Source organism: Mangrovicoccus algicola, assembly GCF_014903745.1.
Lineage (GTDB): Bacteria > Pseudomonadota > Alphaproteobacteria > Rhodobacterales > Rhodobacteraceae > Mangrovicoccus > Mangrovicoccus algicola.
Window position 1 is genome coordinate 34,506 of the sequence record NZ_JACVXA010000009.1, and the last position, 17,464, is coordinate 51,969.

The 17,464-nt window shown below is 67.9% G+C and carries 26 protein-coding genes and 1 tRNA gene; 14 read left to right on the plus strand and 13 right to left on the minus strand.

The window, feature by feature from the left end; translation table 11 throughout:
• Positions 1 to 170 precede the first annotated feature (170 nt).
• The 7 genes from ICN82_RS04570 to ICN82_RS21695 form a co-directional block, all read right to left on the minus strand.
• Positions 171 to 542, minus strand: coding sequence for an HNH endonuclease (locus tag ICN82_RS04570; RefSeq protein WP_193180124.1), 372 nt, complete (start codon positions 540 to 542; stop codon positions 171 to 173).
• 141 nt (positions 543 to 683) lie between these two features.
• A complete protein-coding gene (locus tag ICN82_RS04575) occupies positions 684 to 1,385 on the minus strand; it encodes a hypothetical protein (RefSeq protein ID WP_193180126.1) in 702 nt (233 codons plus the stop codon).
• The gene (locus tag ICN82_RS04580; protein ID WP_193180128.1) at positions 1,385 to 1,957 is read right to left on the minus strand and encodes a hypothetical protein; all 573 of its coding nucleotides are present in this window, start codon (positions 1,955 to 1,957) and stop codon (positions 1,385 to 1,387) included. Before ICN82_RS04580 ends, ICN82_RS04575 begins: the two co-directional genes overlap by 1 nt.
• A 193-nt stretch (positions 1,958 to 2,150) precedes the next feature.
• On the minus strand, positions 2,151 to 2,774 hold the full coding sequence (locus ICN82_RS04585) for a hypothetical protein (RefSeq protein WP_193180130.1): 624 nt from the start codon (positions 2,772 to 2,774) through the stop codon (positions 2,151 to 2,153).
• Positions 2,771 to 3,646, minus strand: a complete 876-nt coding sequence (locus tag ICN82_RS04590; RefSeq protein ID WP_193180132.1) for a hypothetical protein — start codon at positions 3,644 to 3,646, stop codon at positions 2,771 to 2,773. Before ICN82_RS04590 ends, ICN82_RS04585 begins: the two co-directional genes overlap by 4 nt.
• Positions 3,643 to 3,834, minus strand: a complete 192-nt coding sequence (locus ICN82_RS04595) for a hypothetical protein (RefSeq protein ID WP_193180134.1) — start codon at positions 3,832 to 3,834, stop codon at positions 3,643 to 3,645. Before ICN82_RS04595 ends, ICN82_RS04590 begins: the two co-directional genes overlap by 4 nt.
• Positions 3,835 to 4,116: 282 nt before the next feature.
• On the minus strand, positions 4,117 to 4,326 hold the full coding sequence (locus ICN82_RS21695) for a helix-turn-helix domain-containing protein (protein ID WP_193180136.1): 210 nt from the start codon (positions 4,324 to 4,326) through the stop codon (positions 4,117 to 4,119).
• On the opposite strand from ICN82_RS21695, the gene ICN82_RS04605 reads away from it, so the two are divergent.
• From ICN82_RS04605 to ICN82_RS04640, 8 genes are all read left to right on the plus strand, one after another.
• A complete protein-coding gene (locus tag ICN82_RS04605) occupies positions 4,301 to 4,732 on the plus strand; it encodes a helix-turn-helix domain-containing protein (RefSeq protein WP_226898286.1) in 432 nt (143 codons plus the stop codon). The two genes, ICN82_RS21695 and ICN82_RS04605, sit on opposite strands and share 26 nt — an antisense overlap.
• Positions 4,733 to 5,215: 483 nt before the next feature.
• Positions 5,216 to 5,422 carry a hypothetical protein gene (locus ICN82_RS04610; protein ID WP_193180141.1) on the plus strand — a complete coding sequence of 69 codons (207 nt, stop codon included), beginning with the start codon at positions 5,216 to 5,218 and terminating at the stop codon, positions 5,420 to 5,422.
• Positions 5,419 to 5,724, plus strand: a complete 306-nt coding sequence (locus ICN82_RS04615; protein WP_193180143.1) for a hypothetical protein — start codon at positions 5,419 to 5,421, stop codon at positions 5,722 to 5,724. The genes ICN82_RS04610 and ICN82_RS04615 overlap by 4 nt, the downstream gene beginning before the upstream one ends.
• A gap of 358 nt (positions 5,725 to 6,082) precedes the next feature.
• On the plus strand, positions 6,083 to 6,319 hold the full coding sequence (locus tag ICN82_RS04620; RefSeq protein WP_407943745.1) for a DUF2312 domain-containing protein: 237 nt from the start codon (positions 6,083 to 6,085) through the stop codon (positions 6,317 to 6,319).
• Between the two features lie 203 nt (positions 6,320 to 6,522).
• Positions 6,523 to 7,167: a hypothetical protein gene (locus tag ICN82_RS04625; RefSeq protein ID WP_193180305.1), complete on the plus strand. Its 645-nt coding sequence runs from the start codon at positions 6,523 to 6,525 to the stop codon at positions 7,165 to 7,167.
• The gene (locus ICN82_RS04630) at positions 7,164 to 7,544 is read left to right on the plus strand and encodes a hypothetical protein (protein ID WP_193180145.1); all 381 of its coding nucleotides are present in this window, start codon (positions 7,164 to 7,166) and stop codon (positions 7,542 to 7,544) included. The genes ICN82_RS04625 and ICN82_RS04630 overlap by 4 nt, the downstream gene beginning before the upstream one ends.
• The gene (locus tag ICN82_RS04635) at positions 7,541 to 7,747 is read left to right on the plus strand and encodes a helix-turn-helix transcriptional regulator (RefSeq protein ID WP_193180146.1); all 207 of its coding nucleotides are present in this window, start codon (positions 7,541 to 7,543) and stop codon (positions 7,745 to 7,747) included. Before ICN82_RS04630 ends, ICN82_RS04635 begins: the two co-directional genes overlap by 4 nt.
• Complete coding sequence (locus ICN82_RS04640) at positions 7,744 to 8,766, plus strand: site-specific integrase (protein ID WP_193180155.1); 1,023 nt, start codon at positions 7,744 to 7,746, stop codon at positions 8,764 to 8,766. The genes ICN82_RS04635 and ICN82_RS04640 overlap by 4 nt, the downstream gene beginning before the upstream one ends.
• A gap of 83 nt (positions 8,767 to 8,849) precedes the next feature.
• Here ICN82_RS04640 and ICN82_RS04645 read toward each other — a convergent pair.
• Positions 8,850 to 8,934: transfer RNA gene (locus tag ICN82_RS04645), tRNA-Leu, on the minus strand.
• Positions 8,935 to 9,102: 168 nt separating this feature from the next.
• On the opposite strand from ICN82_RS04645, the gene ICN82_RS04650 reads away from it, so the two are divergent.
• Entirely contained in the window at positions 9,103 to 9,315 is a 213-nt protein-coding gene (locus tag ICN82_RS04650; protein WP_193180157.1) for a hypothetical protein, read from the plus strand.
• 5 nt (positions 9,316 to 9,320) lie between these two features.
• On the opposite strand, the gene ICN82_RS21590 is transcribed toward ICN82_RS04650, so the two are convergent.
• Both ICN82_RS21590 and ICN82_RS21595 read right to left on the minus strand, forming a co-directional pair.
• Complete coding sequence (locus ICN82_RS21590; RefSeq protein WP_330998961.1) at positions 9,321 to 10,187, minus strand: NAD(P)H-hydrate dehydratase; 867 nt, start codon at positions 10,185 to 10,187, stop codon at positions 9,321 to 9,323.
• Positions 10,184 to 10,828: an NAD(P)H-hydrate epimerase gene (locus tag ICN82_RS21595; protein ID WP_193180159.1), complete on the minus strand. Its 645-nt coding sequence runs from the start codon at positions 10,826 to 10,828 to the stop codon at positions 10,184 to 10,186. The genes ICN82_RS21590 and ICN82_RS21595 overlap by 4 nt, the downstream gene beginning before the upstream one ends.
• A gap of 152 nt (positions 10,829 to 10,980) precedes the next feature.
• Here ICN82_RS21595 and ICN82_RS04665 point away from each other — a divergent pair, with 152 nt between their 5' ends.
• Positions 10,981 to 11,319 (plus strand): P-II family nitrogen regulator, encoded by a 339-nt coding sequence (locus ICN82_RS04665; protein WP_108258133.1) that lies wholly within the window; start codon positions 10,981 to 10,983, stop codon positions 11,317 to 11,319.
• A 47-nt stretch (positions 11,320 to 11,366) separates the two neighbouring features.
• Complete coding sequence (gene glnA, locus ICN82_RS04670) at positions 11,367 to 12,773, plus strand: type I glutamate--ammonia ligase (RefSeq protein WP_193180167.1); 1,407 nt, start codon at positions 11,367 to 11,369, stop codon at positions 12,771 to 12,773.
• Between the two features lie 68 nt (positions 12,774 to 12,841).
• Here the strand turns inward: glnA and ICN82_RS04675 are convergent, their stop codons facing one another.
• Positions 12,842 to 13,645, minus strand: a complete 804-nt coding sequence (locus ICN82_RS04675; RefSeq protein ID WP_193180169.1) for a heme-dependent oxidative N-demethylase family protein — start codon at positions 13,643 to 13,645, stop codon at positions 12,842 to 12,844.
• A gap of 239 nt (positions 13,646 to 13,884) precedes the next feature.
• On the opposite strand from ICN82_RS04675, the gene ICN82_RS04680 reads away from it, so the two are divergent.
• From ICN82_RS04680 to ICN82_RS04690, 3 genes are all read left to right on the plus strand, one after another.
• Positions 13,885 to 14,943 carry an OsmC family protein gene (locus ICN82_RS04680; RefSeq protein ID WP_193180171.1) on the plus strand — a complete coding sequence of 353 codons (1,059 nt, stop codon included), beginning with the start codon at positions 13,885 to 13,887 and terminating at the stop codon, positions 14,941 to 14,943.
• Between the two features lie 108 nt (positions 14,944 to 15,051).
• Entirely contained in the window at positions 15,052 to 15,492 is a 441-nt protein-coding gene (locus ICN82_RS04685) for a hypothetical protein (protein WP_193180173.1), read from the plus strand.
• Between the two features lie 72 nt (positions 15,493 to 15,564).
• Positions 15,565 to 16,194: a trypsin-like serine peptidase gene (locus tag ICN82_RS04690; RefSeq protein ID WP_193180180.1), complete on the plus strand. Its 630-nt coding sequence runs from the start codon at positions 15,565 to 15,567 to the stop codon at positions 16,192 to 16,194.
• Between the two features lie 61 nt (positions 16,195 to 16,255).
• On the opposite strand, the gene ICN82_RS04695 is transcribed toward ICN82_RS04690, so the two are convergent.
• The gene (locus ICN82_RS04695) at positions 16,256 to 16,768 is read right to left on the minus strand and encodes a CarD family transcriptional regulator (protein ID WP_193180182.1); all 513 of its coding nucleotides are present in this window, start codon (positions 16,766 to 16,768) and stop codon (positions 16,256 to 16,258) included.
• 348 nt (positions 16,769 to 17,116) lie between these two features.
• Complete coding sequence (fdxA, locus tag ICN82_RS04700; protein ID WP_193180184.1) at positions 17,117 to 17,455, minus strand: ferredoxin FdxA; 339 nt, start codon at positions 17,453 to 17,455, stop codon at positions 17,117 to 17,119.
• Positions 17,456 to 17,464 lie beyond the last annotated feature (9 nt).

A 17,464-nucleotide genomic window follows, 5' to 3' on the forward strand; every position in this document is an offset into this window, starting at 1 on the left:
CTAGCCAAGAAAAAAATCTCTCGGTGAGAGAACAGGCCGCCGGTCTTGGATGCACGTCTCCGGGAAGATTTTCCTCCCCCCCCTGGTGCCACGGGCCGAGAAATCCGGGGCCGACCCGGCCCTGTTCCGGGCCGATACCCTTGTACTCATGTGGCCGAGGCCGATCCCGGTCACTGTGCACGCTCCATGCGCTGTTTGTCGCTGTCATGGCAGCGCTTGCAGAGGCATTGCAGGTTGGCGCGGTCCCAGAACAGCGCGGCATCGCCGCGATGCGGGCGCTTGTGATCCGCCACCAGCTGCGATGTGTCATGGGTGGAGCGGCCGCAATAGGCGCAGCGGAACAGCGCATCGGCCAGCACGCGCCAGCGCAGCTTCTGCCAGCGCGCGGTCTTGTACCAGCCGCGCCAGGCATGTTCGGCATCGCGGCGGGCATCATGCTCGCGCCGCCGCGCCTTGGCCTCCGCGCTCTTCTGCAGCGGCAGGGTGCGGACGCGCGGCGCAAGCACCGACAACCGCGGCGCAAGCTCTCTCAGCCGCGCCATGCCGGGCCCGTGGGGATGTGGAGGACTGTCATGTCTGGATCGTGAAACGCAAAACGCCCGCGCAGGGGATGCCTGCCGGGCGCATTTGTGGATGATGAACAAGTGATGATTCGGGACGGACTTAAAGTCAATCCCCTTTCTTCAGATCGGCCGCAGACGCTCCAGGACGGCCGCCAGGGCATCGCTCAGCGCCTTGCGGGTCTCCTGCTTCTCGGCCCAGCCGAAGGCCCGCAGCACCTCGCTGAGGGACTGTCCGCCGATGCAGATCCGCTCGGCCAGCGCCCGGTCGGGGATCGACGCCCGCGTGCCCCGCGCCGAGGGCCGGACCCGCCGCACCTTCATCCCGATGCCATCGCCGATCGCGCGGTTCATCCGCCGCAGCCGGTCGCAATCGTCGATATAGGCATCCATGAAACACCGGCCGTCATCGCCGCCGCTAGTGCCGTCCTGCATGAACCCGCCCGAGCATTTCATCCCGCCAGCCTCGACCGCCTCGACCAGCGCCGCATAGCGCCGACCGGCTGCGCGCTGCGCCTCGGTCAGGCCACGGATCCGGTCCAGCGAATCCTGCGCCCTGAGCGCCGCCCGCCCGCGATAGCCGGTCTCCTGGTGGATCACCCGGCCCTGCCCGTCCTCGACCACGACATCGAGCGGGATCGCCACCACCGGCCCGCGCGCGGGTGCATGCGGCGCATCGAAGCCGCAGGCCTCGGGCGGTGCGCAGCCGCTACGCAGCTCGCACAGCCGCGCCTGTTCCGCCCGGTCCCGTTCCCGCGCCTCCCGCCGCAGCCGGTCCCGCTCGATCAGCGCCGCCTGCTTCGCCGCATCGTTCCGCCATTCCATCATGCCTGCCCCTCGCCCGCCAGAGCCTCGCAGCGCGCCTGCACCTCCTGCCGGCGGCGCAGGAAGACCGCGTCATCGGGATCGATCGACAGCCCCTGGGCCACCCGTCGCGCCAGCACCTCCATGCGCCGCTGGTTCTGCGCACCGGCCTCCCGCGCCTTCATCACCGCGAATTCCATCGGCCAGCGCCGCTCGTCGCGCACGATCTTGCGCAGCTCGGGCGCCCAGCCATCCCGCAGCGCGCTGCGGCCCAGCTCGTTGGAGAACACCGCCCGCAGGAGCGGAGAGGCGCTGTCGCTGGGCGGTTCAATTTCGGCAGCCCGGTTCAGGATCCGGTTGATCTGCCAGAACTGGTCCTGGTTGCGCCCGCCCGGCCGGGCCGAGATCTCCTCAGCCAGACCGGCGAGGTTCAGCTCGGACATGTAGGCCAGCTTCTGGCACATCTCCCGCAGACCTTCCTCGAAGACCGCGACCTTGCTGTCCGAGGGCCGCTTCAGCCCCCGCCGGATCAGCGGCTCGACCAGGATCGCCCTGACCCGCCGCTCCCCGGCCTCCTGCTCCTGTCGTTCCATACCTGCCCCTTCTCTCTGCAAATCCCGACTTATCCCCATCTCCGGCGGCCCGGTTCTTCCGCGCCTGCCATTCTCAGTCTCGTTTCATTTCTTCTCTTCTCCTCTCAGCCGCTCGGTTTTCGGAAAAAACGAAAACTGCCAAAATCCTCCCGAGAATTTCCTGTTTCTTCCGGCGGAAGATTTGCGGAGAATTTCACCAACCCTTCGACAGCTCGGCGAGCGCCTCCCGGACGCGCTTTTCCGTGGCGCTGCCGCCGGGATAGGCCGCGTCGATCCAGTCGCTGATCTCGTTGAGCCGTTCGTCGCTGGCGGCGATGCGCGCCCCGCCCGGGACCTTCTGGCTCAGATGCGCCGCGATCGTGCCCAGGCGCTTGCGCATCCGCTCATCGGCATTCTTGGCCGCGTTCCGGCGCTTGGAATCCAGCGCCTCGAGGAGCAACTCGGTGATCACCGGATGCGCGCGGCGGATCTCGCCATTGTCGCACATGACCTTGTGCCAGTTGTAGATCGGCGAGACCTCGCGGCCGTCCAGCTCGCGCCACTTGGGCACGGAGATCCGCAGGAGGAAGGCAATCTCGGCATCCTCGCAGGGCAACGTGCCGACCGGTGTCTCGTCCTGACAGATGTCGAACAGCTCGCGCCCGTAGAAGCCGACCTCCGGGTCCTTGTAGGCGTGCTTGCGGAAGCGGCTGCCGCGCCAGCGCTTGAGGTTCCACATGACGAAGAAATGGCTGTCGAGCCGCTCCCGATGGCTGATCTCATAGCGCGGGAGGGCATCGATCGAGGTCGGCACCGAGGTCAGGCTGCGCGCGCTCATGGGGCCACCACCTGCGCCCGCAGCGCCGCCAAGAGCTTGCGCTGCCCGTCGATGGTCGGTGCCGCGTCACGGTTCAGCATCCGCCAGCGCGCCTGCAGCGCCGCCTTCTCGGCCCCCATTCCGGCGGCGACCGCGCCCAGCCCGTCCCCGCGCATCAGCGCCTCGCACAGCGCCAGGTCATCCTGAAGCGTCCAGTCCGGCCCATAGGGCAGTGCCGCCACATGGGCCGCCCAATCCGCGCTTGTGGCGACCGGCGACGGCTCCGGGGCGCCGAGGACCTCCACCACGGCCAGGGGCTCGATCTGCGGCGGGGGCGGCTGTGTGGCGACGGCCGCCGCCAGGGGCTGCGGACGACGCTCGGGAGCCGGTGCCGGAGCGGCAGTGGGCGCCTTGGCGGCCTTTCGCGCCTGGCGCAGGTCACGCTTCCGGGCCGCCTCCTTCGGCGGTTGCTGCCTCGTCTTTGCCTTCGGACGGGCCGCGGGCAGAGACAGGCGCCGCAGCACCGCGGACACCCCCTGCGGCTTGCGCCCCAGCGCGGCACCGATCTCCGACACCCCGGCCCCGCGCGCGGCCATGTCCCGCGCGATGCCCTTCTCTTCCTCCGACCACGGTCCGGCCGCGGGCAGCGGAGTTTCCGGCGCGGCCCGGGGTGTCGGCGGCGTGGCAACGGGCGCCGCGGCTGTCGCCGCAACCCCGGCCAGGTCGGCGCAGATCGTCACCACGCCACCTTCCTCATGCGCCTTCACCGCGAAGCCCATGGCCGCAACCGAGGCGACCGCGGTCTCGAAGACCCCGGCCGCCATCAGCCGATCCTCGGCCCGCCGCCTCTCGCCGCCCAGGCGCCGGGCAAACTCCCGCAGCCCGGCCTTCACGGATGCATTCCCTTGACCAATGGCGCGACCTCGGCCGCGCCGACCCATTTGAGGATCAGCCAGCCGGAGCCGAGGCAGATTGCCGTCCCGAGCATCAGGCCCACGGCCAGAAATACCCCGGTGGTCGAGGTTTCGGTTTCCGGGATGGTGAAGGGGTCGGACGAATCGTCCGGCGCATGGTCACGCATGTGCGGCTCCTGTGCAGGTCGACACCCCGCGGCGCGCTGCGCTCCGCCCGGTGGTGAAGACTCGGTGAAGGGGGAAAATGATTGCGCGATGAACGCGCCGCGCTGGCCGAAGATGGGCCCTGCTCTCATGGCCGCGCTGCCGTCGGACTATGGAATACCCGACTCGGGACCGTCCCAAGGCAGGCCTAGCTTTCGACGGTCCGGCATCCTGCCCCTGGCCGGGCATGTTCCCGTCCAGAGTTGAGGTACCGTCATGCGTGCTCGAAGAATCCCTGCCCGGTGTCATTCTGACCACTCGCGCACCTCCTTCACCCAGGAAATCGCGGTCACCTCGCCTTTTGTGGCCCACTCAATGCGTGCGGCTAGTTCCAGGCTCGGCGTCCCAGATCCCTTGCAAAGCTTGCTTATGAACCCTTGCGAGGCGCCGATGCGCCTTGCGAACTCAGCTTGCGTGATGCTCTGAGCTATGAGGTATGAGGGAAGCGTAGTCATCGATACAGATATGACGGTCAGTCATATTCCTGTCAATCCTATTCATTCCGTACCGGATATAGGCAATGACCCGCAGGATTTTGCGTTCCATACCGAACGCCGCAACACTGCAGGAATGGAACGGATCAAGATCCTAAGAAAAATGCGGGGCCTATCTCAAGCCGAGCTTGGAGATATGTGCAACCTCACCCAGAGCATGATCAGCAAAATCGAGAAGGGGATCGCAAATCCCACCCTTGATGTGCTGGAGAGCATATCTGCCGCTCTGGATGTCAAAACCGCCGATCTCTTTGAGCGTGACGAACTCATGGACAGGGCAGTAACAGCACTCTTACGCGTCAGCAGAGAGAAGCAAATGACTGCGGTCCAACTCCTGGAGAGCCTTCAGCCCGAAAAGTCGCCCTAAGAGCCCTCCAGCAGCCGCAGGAACTCCAACAGCTCATCGTTAGTCATATCGCGCAACCGGCGGACAACCTCCGCCGGAATATTTTTCTCACTATTATGACTGTCAGTCATTGACTGATATATTCCTGTCTGTCATGTTTTCTACATCGCAGGAGGACACGACATGCCACCCACCGGACAATGTTCACATTTCGTTCCATCGGTCAATGATCCGCTTCGGCGAACCATCGCTGCAGATCGAGCCGCCGGGCAAGCAATCCCCGATCGCGACCTCCCGAACAGGGCTAGTGCATACGGGCTGCCGCGGAAATCATTTTTTTACAACACTATCAGATACTTGACACCAACTTCCTTTCTCGCATCGCTTTCGCATATCCGAAACCAGGCGCGGGCGTCGGCATACCCCCTGAGAACATGGGGCTTCACCCTGCCCGGCCCCACGATCCGTTCCTTTTTTCGCAAAACCGGCCGGAGGGTCTGAACCATGGGAACGTTCCCGCCCATCGGCCTGCGCGGCCGGAAATGGCATATCGACACCCGCGCCGAGTTCACCTGCCCCGATTTCGAGGGCGCCACGCTGGCGCTGGTGATCGAGCTGCACTCCCCCGAGGAGGTCGCCGCCGTCGAGACAGCCCTGACGGCCCACGAGGATGCCCAGAGCAGCATGATTGCACGGGAGGCCTGCGCATGACCGCCCTTTCCCTTTCCGACCGCACCTTCGCGCTGCGCCGCGCCCGGATGGTCCTGCGCGGCGGCCACGCCCAGGCGGACCGGGACGCCGCGATCGGAATTCTCTGGGACCATGACCCGCGCGCCAGCCGCAACCTCTATGCGCAGCACCTGGCCATGGCCTCGGACGCCCGCCTGCCCGCCCGCACCCGCGGCGCCTCGATCGACTGGCTGATCGCCCATACCGCCAGCACCGACCGGCTGGGCCAGGCGCGGCTCTCGCGGCTGATCAGCGGCGCCATGACGGTGGGCGAGCCCGCCTGAGAGACACCGCGGCGAATGGGCCGCCGCGGTCAGCGCGTCCCGGGGTGACCTCCCGGCCCGGGGCGCGCGCACCACGACACCCGGGCAGCCTGGCCGCGAGACCCGGGATGGCCCCGCCGAGAGCAGCGGCGGGGCCGCACAGACCGCTCCGGCGGGGGCCTGCCGCCCAATCCTAACCAAGCTCACCCCAGGCAGACCCCCACCAGAGCGATCAGCACAGGAGACCGCCATGAGCGATGGCACCACCATGACGATGACGGTCGACGGCGCGACTGCCGGACCGTTCACCGCAGATGACCTCAACCGCGCCGAGGCGCGGCTGAAGGAGACGGCCGAGGACCGGGCCGAGAAGGACAGGATCGTCGGCACCGCCGCCGCCGAGCTGCGCCAGTTCATCGAGCGCATAGAGCGGCTGGAGGCCGAGAAGAAGGAACTGGCAGATGACGTGAAAGAGGTGATGGCCGAGGCCAAGGGGCGCGGCTACGACACCAAGGTCATGCGCAGGCTGATCGCGCTGCGCAAGCGCGACCGCGACGACATCGCCGAGGAGGAGGCCGTGCTCGACCTCTACAAGGACGCGCTCGGCATGAGCTGACCCGACACCCCGGCGCCGCCCCGCTCGATCCCCCTGCGATCATGCCTCGCGGATCGGCGGCGCCGGCACCTGCCTCGGGGCGCCATGCCCCGGGGCCCTTTTCCCCAGGAGATCCCGATGACCCTGCCTTCCCTCGCCTTTCGCGGGCCGATCCTGCTTGTCTACGCGCTATGGCTGGCCACCGCCGCCGGGGGCGCGGCGTGATGCGCGTCCTGGTCGCCTGCGAGACCTCGGGCGTGGTCCGGCGCGCCTTTGCCCGGCGCGGGCATGATGCCTGGTCCTGCGACCTGCTGCCTGCCGAGGACGGGGCCAACACGCATTTCCGCTGCGATGCGCGCGAGGTGCTTCATCTGGGCTGGGACCTGCTGATGGTCGCCCACCCGCCCTGCACCCGGCTGTGCAATTCCGGCGTCCGCTGGCTGCACCGCCCGCCGCGCGGCCGCTCCCTGCCGCAGATGTGGGCCGAGTTGGAGGAGGGCGTGCAGCTCTTCGCCGATCTCTGGCACGCCCCCGTGCCGCGGGTCTGCGTCGAGAACCCGGTGATGCACCGCCATGCCCGCGAGCGCCTGCCGCACGGCCTGCCCCGGCCGCAGATCGTCCAGCCCTGGTGGTTCGGCGATCCGGCCTTCAAGGCGACCGGCCTTTATTTGCGCGACCTGCCGCCGCTCGAGGCCGCCAACCGGCTGGTGCCGCCACGGCCGGGGACCGAGGCGCACCGGCGCTGGTCCGCGATCCACCGCGCCCCGCCCGGCCCCGACCGCTGGAAATTCCGCAGCCGCACCTTCGAGGGCCTCGCCGAGGCGATGGCCGAGCAATGGGGCACCACGCCCGAAAGGAGACATGCATGACCCGCCAGATCCCGATCGGCGAATTCCTCGCCGAGCTGCACCGCCGCACGATCTGCCACCGGGCGCCAGACCCCGCCGCGACCGGCGCCGATCGCGCGCTGGAGCATCAGCGCCGCCTGATCGCCGAGCATGACCGCCGCAGCGGCCGCAGCGCCGAACGGCCACCCCAGCCCGACGTGGTGCGCCGCTCGGCAAGCGAGAAGGACCGCCTCCTCCGCGCCCGCCGCGAGGCGGTGCTGGCCACGTTGCAGCACGATCCCGCCACCCCGCCCACGCAACTGCGCGACCAGCTGGGCGCGCCCCTGACCACCATCCTGCGCGACATCGAGGCGCTGCGCCTCGGCGGGCTGATCCCGATGAAGGAAGACAGGACATGACCCAGCTTCAGCGCCTCGGCGTCAACGATTCCACCGCGGCCCGGATGATCGGCGTGACCAAGGCCGAGTTCCTCGCCATGGTTCGGACCGGCACCATGCCCCAGCCCCGGCCCCTGGGCCCGGGCATCCTCCGCTGGCGCGTCGCCGACCTGGACGACGCCCTGCGCCCCCCGAGATTTGAAGCCGAGGAATTTGAACCATGAAGAAGACGCAGCTTCCCTATCTGAGCCGGAAACAGCGTGGCGACCGGGTGTATTGGTATTTCAGGAAGGGCAATGCCTATGTCCGCCTGCCCGACAATCCCGACAGCCAGGAATTCACCGATGCCTATTGGCGCGCCCGCAGCGGCCGCCAGAAGCGCGAGATCAAGACGACCTGGGACGCGCTGATCCAGAGCTATTACCAGAGCCCGGGCTTCCGCTCGAAAAGCAAGAACACCCGGCTCAATTACCGGCGCCATTGCGAGGCGATCCGCGAAAAGAACGGCAAGAAGGACATGACCACCTTTCGCCGTGCCCAGGCCATCGCCGCGCGGGATGCCCTGGCCGACTCATGGTCGAAGGCGAATGAACGCCTCGCGGTGCTGTCCATTCTCTGCAAGCACGCGATGGACAAGGAATGGATCGACCGGAACCCGGTTTCCGGAATCGCGAAGCTGAGCGGCGGCGAATACCGCGCCTGGCCCGAGGAAAAGCTGCGCGCCTTCGAAAACGTCGCGCGCAGCACCGGAAACCACGCGGCATTGACCGCCTATGAGCTGGCAATCGGCACCGGCCAGCGCCTGGGCGACTGCATCAAGATGCGCTGGCGCGATTTCGACGGCGAATTCATGAAGGTCATCCAGGAGAAAACCGGCGCAGAGCTTTGGATCTATTGCCCGACGCGGCTGCGCAGCTATCTGGGCCAGCTGAAGAAGGAAGGTGAATTCATCCTGGCCAAGAACCTGACCCAGCCGCTGGGCAAGAGGCGCGTGCAGCTGGCGATCGAGGCGGTGCGCATCGCCATCGGGGTGAAGGGCGGCGAGGACCGGCTGGTGCCCCATGGCTGGCGCTACACGGCGGCGCAGCGTCTGGCCGAGGCGGGCTGTTCGGATTCCGACATCCAGGCCGTCACCGGGCACCGCACGCTGGAGATGGTCCAGAAATACCGGCGCGGCGCGGCGCAGAAGGCGGCCTCTAAACGGGCGCAACTGGCGGCCGAACGGAACGAAAACAAAACATGAATCTGGGAAACTATGTGGGAAAACCCCGGAACCGGCCCCGGAGGCCTCGCCCTTCCGGGCCGATTTATCTCTTCAGATCAAAGTGGTGCGGGTGAAGGGACTCGAACCCCCACGCCTTGCGGCGCCAGAACCTAAATCTGGTGCGTCTACCAATTCCGCCACACCCGCGTGGGCGGTCGTTTAGCAAAGCCCACCCGGCGATGCGAGGGGTTTCTCATCCGGATCCATCATCTTCATCCGTGATGCATTCGCCAACAATCATTCATTTTCATAATTCTCCAAAACCCGTCATCTGGAAGGCATCCCGATCCAAATCCCGATCCAAGGAGCCTGATGATGACACAGTTTTCCCCGTCCCTGCCCGCCAGATGGCTGCGCGGCCCGTCCCGGGCGCGGATCGCCGCCCTTGGCGGCTGCGCGATGCTTATCCTTCTGCTGGCACTGGCCGCCCGCGTGCCGCCGCCGCCGCAAGGGGGAGAGACCTGGCACGGCAACGCCGCCAGCCTCGCCCGCGCCGCGCCGGAGCGGTCCCCGCTTTCGCCCCGCTGAGACCGTCACAGGCCCAGCAGGCGGAACACCTCGGGCACGGCCTCGGGCAAGTCTTCGGCGATCAGCCCGGGGCCGACGCGCAGGGCGGCCTCCACATGCAGCCAGGCGCCAAGCTGCGCGGATTCCATCGGCGAAAAACCCCGCGCCAGCAATCCCGAAATCAGCCCCGCCAGGACGTCGCCCGTCCCCGCGGTGGCCAGCCAGGGCGCGGCCCGGTCGCCGGTCGCGGCATGTTCGGCGGAGGCGCCGCCGGGATCGGCGATGCGCGTCACCGACCCCTTCAGCAGGATCACGGCCCCGGCCCGCTGCGCGGCCCGGTAGAGGACCCGCCTGCGGGTGACATCGTCCCGGGCCGCACGCATCTCTTCCGCCTCTGCCGGGAACAGCCGGGCGAATTCCCCCGCATGGGGGGTCAGCACGGCGCGGCGGTGGAGCATGGCGAACAGCGTTTCCGGCGCCTCCGCGAAGGCCCCCAGCGCATCCGCGTCAAGCACGGCAGGACGCCCCGTTGCAAGGACTTCGGCGACCAGGGCGCGGCTGCGCTCTCCCGCCCCCAGGCCCGGACCAAGGCATATGACCGAGATGCGCGCATCCCGGAGAACCTCGCGCAGAACCGCCGCATCCGCCACCGGGCGCAGCATGATCGCGTTGAGCTGGCAGGCATTCTCGATCAGCGCGGCAGGCGGCGGCGCCAGCGTCACCAGCCCTGCCCCCACGCGCAGGGCCGCCCGCGCCGAAAGGCGCGCGGCACCACCGCGGCCCACGCCGCCCGCGAGGACCAGGACATGGCCGTAATCGTACTTGTGCCGGTCGCCGCGCTTGGCCAGCCGCGCCAGCAGCGCCGGAGACACGCCTTCCTGCGCCGGGGTCACAGGCCGATATCCACGATCTCGACCGCCCCGCACAGGTCGGGGCGCAGGTCATGGGCGGGCTTGCGGCAATGGAAGGTGACGCTCAGATCCGCAGGCAGGGTCATGCCCAGCACCGTTCCGCGATCGGCATCCAGCCCCGAGGGCAGATCGACGGCCACCCGGAACGCCCCCCGCGCCAGGGCGGAGATCTCGGCCAGGCGCACGGCCGGCGCGCCCTCGATCCGGCGGGCCAGCCCGATGCCGAAAAGGGCATCGACGAGCAGGTCCGGCCCGGGCCCGGGCAGAGGCGCCGAAAGCAGATCGGCGGTGCCGGTGCCGCCCTCCCAGAGATGCCGCATCGCCGCCGCATCCGGCCCGGCCGCCGCCCCCGCGCCCAGCATGCGCGCCTCGATCTGCCAGCCCTGCGCGGCCAGCAGCCGCGCCACGACGAAGCCGTCGCCGCCATTGTTGCCGGGCCCGCAAAGAACCAGCGCACGTCCCGGCGGCCGATGGCGCAGGATCGCCGCGGCGACCCCCTGCCCGGCCCGCTCCATCGCCGCGCGACTGGTGACGCGGCCGGCGGCGAAAGCCTCGGCCTCGACCGCGCGCATCCCGGCCGCCGGAAGCACCGCCACCGGCCCGTCGGAACTGGAAGTTTTCATTTCGCTCATTTCTGTTGCGCATCGCTCATTTTTAAGGCCAGCACCCTTGGGCGGTCCCGCATCCGGCAATCCCCCGACCCTAGTCAATTGTGGAGCCAGTTTGAAAGTGATCTGTCCGATGCCAACGCCAGACGATGCGAAGGAGTCGGTGAATGAAGAAGATTGAAGCGATCATCAAGCCGTTCAAGCTTGATGAAGTGAAGGAGGCGCTTCAGGAAAACGGTGTCCAGGGTCTCTCCGTCGTCGAGGTGAAGGGATTCGGCCGTCAGAAAGGTCACACCGAACTTTATCGCGGCGCCGAATACGTTGTTGATTTCCTTCCGAAAGTGAAAGTCGAAGTCGTGCTGTCCGACGACATGGTCGAGACCGCCATCAACGTCATCATGGAAGCCGCGCGCACCAAGAAGATCGGCGACGGCAAGATTTTCGTCAGCCCGGTCGAACAGGCCATTCGCATCCGCACAGGCGAGGACGGCGAGACCGCCCTCTGAGCCCGTGCCATCCAAAGAACAACCGTAGAGAGAAGGGAAAACGGTCAATGAGTATAGAAGCCGTTCTCAAGACGATCGCCGATGAAGACGTCGAATATGTCGACATCCGCTTCACCGACCCGCGTGGCAAGCTGCAGCACGTGACCGTGCTGGCGGACCAGGTCGACGAGGATTTCCTGGCCGAAGGCTTCATGTTCGACGGCTCCTCCATCGCCGGCTGGAAGTCGATCGACCAGTCCGACATGAAGCTGATGCCCGACACCGACTCGGCCTATATCGACCCGTTCTATGCCGAGAAGACCATGTGCATCCATTGCTCGGTGGTCGAGCCGGATACCGGCGACTCCTATGACCGCGATCCGCGCGGCACCGCCGAGAAGGCCGAAGCCTATCTGGTCGCCTCCGGCATCGGCGACGCGGCCTATTTCGGCCCCGAGGCCGAATTCTTCCTGTTCGACGATGTCCGCTTCTCGGTCACCATGAACAAGGTGTCCTACCAGGTGGACGCGGTCGACGCGGCCTGGAACTCGGATACCGAGTACGAGATGGGCAATACCGGCATGCGTCCGGGCATCAAGGGCGGCTACTTCCCGGTCAACCCGATCGACGACGCCCAGGACATCCGCTCCGAGATGCTCTCGACCATGAAGCGCATGGGCATGAAGGTCGACAAGCACCACCACGAGGTGGCGTCCTGCCAGCACGAGCTGGGCCTGATCTTCGGGACCCTGACCAAGCAGGCCGACGAGATCCAGAAATACAAGTACGTCGTGCAGAACGTCGCCCAGGCCTATGGCAAGTCGGCGACCTTCATGCCCAAGCCGATCTCCGGCGACAACGGCACCGGCATGCATGTCAACATGTCGATCTGGAAGGACGGCAAGCCGCTCTTCGCAGGCGACAAATATGCCGACCTGTCGGACGAGGCACTGTATTTCATCGGCGGCATCCTCAAGCATGCCAAGACGCTGAACGCCTTCACCAACCCCTCCACCAACTCCTACAAGCGCCTGATCCCGGGCTTCGAGGCACCGGTGCTGCGCGCCTATTCGGCGTCGAACCGCTCCGGCTGCGTGCGTATCCCGTGGGCGGAATCCCCCAAGGCGAAGCGCGTCGAAGCCCGCTTCCCCGACCCCTCGGCGAACCCCTACCTGGCCTTCTCGGCGCTGCTGATGGCCGGGCTTGACGGGATCAAGAACAAGATCCACCCCGGCGAAGCCTCCGACAAGGACCTCTACGACCTGGAGCCGGAAGAGCTGGCAGGCATCCCCACCGTCTGCGCCTCGCTGCGCGAAGCGCTGGAATGCCTGGAGAAGGATCACGAGTTCCTGCTGGCCGGCGACGTGTTCACCAAGGGTCAGATCGAGGGCTACCTGGCGCTCAAGTGGGACGAGGTCTATGCCTTCGAGCACACCCCGCACCCGGTCGAGTACAAGATGTACTACGGCTGCTGATCCATCGCGATCCGCGGACGGACAGGGGCGCCCTCGGGCGCCCCTTTTCGCATCTGCCCCCCGGCCGGTCAGGGATGCGCATGATCCATCAGGCTGCTGCGCCAGGGGTCGGGCATGTCGGACAGCCGCAGCATCAGCGTATGGATCGCGAAGACCACCGCGCGGCTGCGCGGCAGCCGCAGCAGCACCTGCCGTTCCGAACGGACATAATCGCCCCCGGTGCGGCGGGGCCATTTCTCGTCCTCGCGCTGGGGCTGGAACAGCGCCGGATCCTGCGCCAGGTGCATGTTGCTGCGCCAGATCGGACGGTCCGGCTGCACCCCGTCCAGCAGCCGCTGGACCCGCTTCGCCACGCCCTCGTCATAATAATCGACCGGCGCATGGATCCGCCCCATGCCGCGGCCCAGTTTCTGGGACAGGGTCCAGTTGGCCGGAAAGCACAGCACCGCCGCACCCAGCAGATGCTCCTCCGCCCCCTCGGGGCGCAGCATGAGGCAGAGATCCTCCTGCACCAGCCGCCCCGCCGTGGCCAGGGGCCGGTCGCGGTCCAGCGGCACGACCCGCCCGTCGGGACATTCCATCATTCCCGGCCGCGCATGATAGCCCGGATGCCGCTCCACCGCCTCCAGCACCATGTCCAGAAGCTCCGCCGCCGCCGCCTCGGATCCCGGAAGCCCGGCGATCACCTGCCCGGGGATCTCGCGGATCAGCCTCTCGCGTTCGGCCATCTGGGCGGCATAGCTGGGCAGGACCCAAAGCCAGGGCGCCTGGCCCAGCGGCTGCGTTCCGGGCAGGCCGTTGACCCGGCCCCAGAGCGTTTCGGGATCGGCGGGCACCGGGTTCAGGATCGGGAGGGCGGCTTGCAGGGTCATGCTCCTGTGCAGCACGCGCGCCCTGCGGGAGCCAAGAGAAATGCGCGCGCCGCACCGCCCGCGCCGCGGAATCCGCCTGTGCTGCCCGCCGGGAAGGCAATGTGCGACATCCGGCGGCGCGGTCACTCCTGATCCCGTCCCGTCACCCGCGCGTGTCATGGGTTACAGCCGGGTTGAGTTCGGGCGGAACGCGCGACATCTCCGGGTCATTCCCGCCAGCCGCTGCCAGGAGTCGCCCCATGGTGCCCCAAGAATTCAGCCTTTCCGGCCATGACGGCGCAGACCGGACCGCCCGGCTGCACCTGCCCCAGGATCCGCCCCTGGCCACCGCGATCCTCGCGGGAGGATCCGGTCTGGCGGCGCGGCGCATCCTGGCCCGGCTGGGCGCCATGGGCCTGGCCGTGCTGGATCTGGACCCCGGCCCGGACGAAGACCCCGCCCCGGCCGGCACGCCCGGCTGCGACCCCGACAGGCTGGTGCGGGCCGCGGCGGCGCTGACGGCGCGGGGCCTGCCCCCGGCCCTGCTGATCGGCCAGGGCCGCGGCGGCACCGGGGTGCTGCGCGCGGCAGCGGGAATCGAGGCGGCCCGCGCCATGGTGACGATCTCGCCCCGTTTTGCGGAACCGCCGCGGCGGCCCGGATCGCAGCCCGCGCTCCTGGTGATCCACGCCGCGCGCGACGGCACCGAGCCCCCTGCCGAGGCGCTGCGGCTGCTGGCCGCCGCGCCGCATCCGCGGCAGCTGGACATGCCCGACACGGCCGATCCGCAGATGGACAGCCCTGCAGCGGCCGAGGCCTGCGCCGCCGCCGTGGCCCGGTTTGCCGCCGCGCATCTGCCGCTGTCTCCGCCCGCCCCGCCGATCGGCGCGCCCGAGGGCGTGGTGCGCGTCTCCGAGGCCGATCCGGACGGGTTCCTGCAGGATGTCTCGCGCGGGCCTTTCCTGCACGGGCTGGCCGATGAACCGCCGGCCTATGGCGGCACCGATCGCGGCCTGACCCCCTATGGCTTCCTTGCCGCCGGGCTGGGCGCCTGCACCTCGATGACCATCCGGATGTATGCGCGGCGCAAGGGCTGGGCACTGGATCATGTCTCGGTCGAGGTGACCCATGACAAGGTCCATGCGCAGGATTTCACGCCCGAGAGCCGTTCCAAGGTCGACCAGTTCCGGAGGGTCATCCGCCTGGAAGGCCGCCTGGACGCGACCCAGCGGCGGCGGCTGATGGAAATCGCCGAGCACTGCCCGGTTCACGAGACCCTGGCCGGGAAGGCCCGCATCCTGACCGCACTGGCGGAATGACGCGGGCGCTCCGCCCGTCCTTCCGCGACTGGACCCCGGGCAGGGAATTGCGCTAGGCCAAGGCCGGGGCCATGTACCGTATGCCCGCCGTCGGAGACCCGTATCGCCATGTCCAGCAAGCAGACCGAAACCCTGTCCCTCCTCGGAAAGGAGCTGGGCCAGTTTCTCCTGATCTTCGCCCTCGCCTTCGGGCTGATGCGGCTGCTGGAACATTACTGGCAGGACCCGCTGAGCATGCTGGCCGGTAGCGCGGGCATCATGGCCGCGATGCTGCTGGTCAAGCGCCGTCTCGCGCTGGTCGTCACCGGCCTGGCCGCGGGCGTGCTGGGGCCGATGTTCACCATCCATGCGGTGCGCGCCGGGGCGCTGAGCTTCGCCGCGCCGCATCTGGAAGGCGTGCCCGCCTGGCTGTTCACCGCCTGGGGGGCGGGCGGCGTGTTCTTCGGCTGCCTCTACGGTTTTCTGCAGGTGCTGTTCGCCCAGGCCGAAACGCTGCGCAAGCACGAGAGCCCCCGGCAGGACGATCCCCATTCGACCGACGACGCCTGAGCCTGCCGCGTCATGGGCCAGGCCGTCACCGCGCAGCTCCGCCCGAAGCGCGGTGGACCGTTCGGGAAAAGGGTGCGGCTCTGCCTCCTGTCGCTGCTCATCGCGGGCCCGGCCCCCGCGGGCGAGCCCGCGATGCTGCCGGTCGCGGATCATGCGAGATGGCAGGCGATCGGTCGGCTGAACCGCGACGGCTATCGCGATCGCGGCATGTGCACCGCCACGCTGATCGGTCCCGATCTCGTCCTGACCGCCGCCCATTGCCTGCGCGACGGCACCGGCGGCGCCGTCCGGCCGGAGCGGCTGCGCTTCCTCGCGGGGTGGCTGCGCGGCGAGGCCGCCGCCATCGCCCGCATCGCCTCCGTGGAGATGGCCGCGACCGGCCCCGCCGCCACCGCCACCGACAGGGCGCTGCTGCGCCTGGCGGCGCCCGTGACCACGATCCGGCCCCTGCCCCTGGCCGCCCCCGATCCGGGGCGCCCCGCGCGCATCCTGGGCTATCGGCGCGATCGGCCGCATGCGCTGAGCGATGCCGGGGACTGCGCGCTGGAGCTGCTGCCCGGCGGCACGATGCGTCTGGGCTGCCCGGTCACATCCGGCAATTCCGGCGGCCCCGTGCTTCAACGGGGGGAGGCGGGCTGGCAGGTGGTCGGCATCGTCTCGGCGACCGACGGCCGGGAGACGCTGGCCGCCCCCCTGCCCTGATCCGCAAGCAGAAGGGGCCGCGCCTCGCGGCACGGCCCCTGCAAGATCATGCGACGCGCGATCAGGCGGCGGCGCGGCTGACCAGGACCTCGCCCACGGTCTTCTGGGCGGCGCCCTCATCCGTGCCGGAGACGGCCGCGACCTCGCGGGTCAGGCGCTCCAGCGCGGCCTCGTAGAGCTGACGCTCGGAATAGGACTGTTCGCGCTGATCATCGGCGCGATGCAGGTCGCGCACCACCTCGGCAATGGAAATCAGGTCGCCGGAATTGATCTTCTGTTCATATTCCTGGGCCCGGCGCGACCACATCGCGCGTTTCACCTTGGCCTTGCCGCGCAGCGTGTCCATCGCCTTGGTCACGACATCGGGGCTGGACAGCGAACGCATCCCGACCTCGGCCGCCTTGGCGGTGGGAACGCGCAGGGTCATCTTGTCCTTTTCAAAAGAGATCACGAACAGTTCCAGCGTGATGCCGGCAATGTCCTGTTCCTCGATCGATACGATCTGCCCCACTCCATGGGCCGGGTAGACAACGTAGTCGTTCGGGCGGAATTCAGACATCTTCGCTTTGCTCATCGCGGTATAATCCTCAGGCTTTCCCCAGCGTCCGCCCCCCGGGACCCCCTTGCCGACACAAAAACACTTCGTCGCAAACCGGGCGCCACAGGGCAAAAAAACGACCGCACGGTTGTGCCGGCCGCTTGAGACGGGACTTGTTTGTGACGCAGGTATAACAAAAAATGGGCAGGAAAAAAAGTCCTGCCGCCTGCATGGCCGCCATGTCAGGCCAGATTCCCGGGAATCCGGCGCGATCTGCCGATTTTCAGGGCGCGGGCCCCTCTGCCGCCAGCAAACATCCACATGCCTTCGGATGCAAGCCGGTTTTCAGCGCATCTGCCGGAGAAACCGCCCCGCAGGCGATTCTCAGCTTCCCTCGCCGGGCGCCTCGGAGAAGTACTTCTCCATCTTGCCCTCTTCGCCGTCCCGTTCGGCGGCTTCGGGCAACGGGTCCTTCTTCTCGACGATGACCGGCCACAGCTCGCTGTACTTGCGGTTGAATTCCACCCATTGCTCCATCCCCGGCTCGGTATCGGGGCGGATCGCATCGGCGGGACATTCGGGTTCGCAGACCCCGCAATCGATGCATTCGTCGGGATGGATGACCAGCGTGTTCTCGCCCTCGTAGAAGCAATCCACGGGGCAGACTTCGACGCAGTCGGTGTATTTGCAAGCGATGCAGTTTTCGGTGACGACGTAGGTCATGGACTCTCT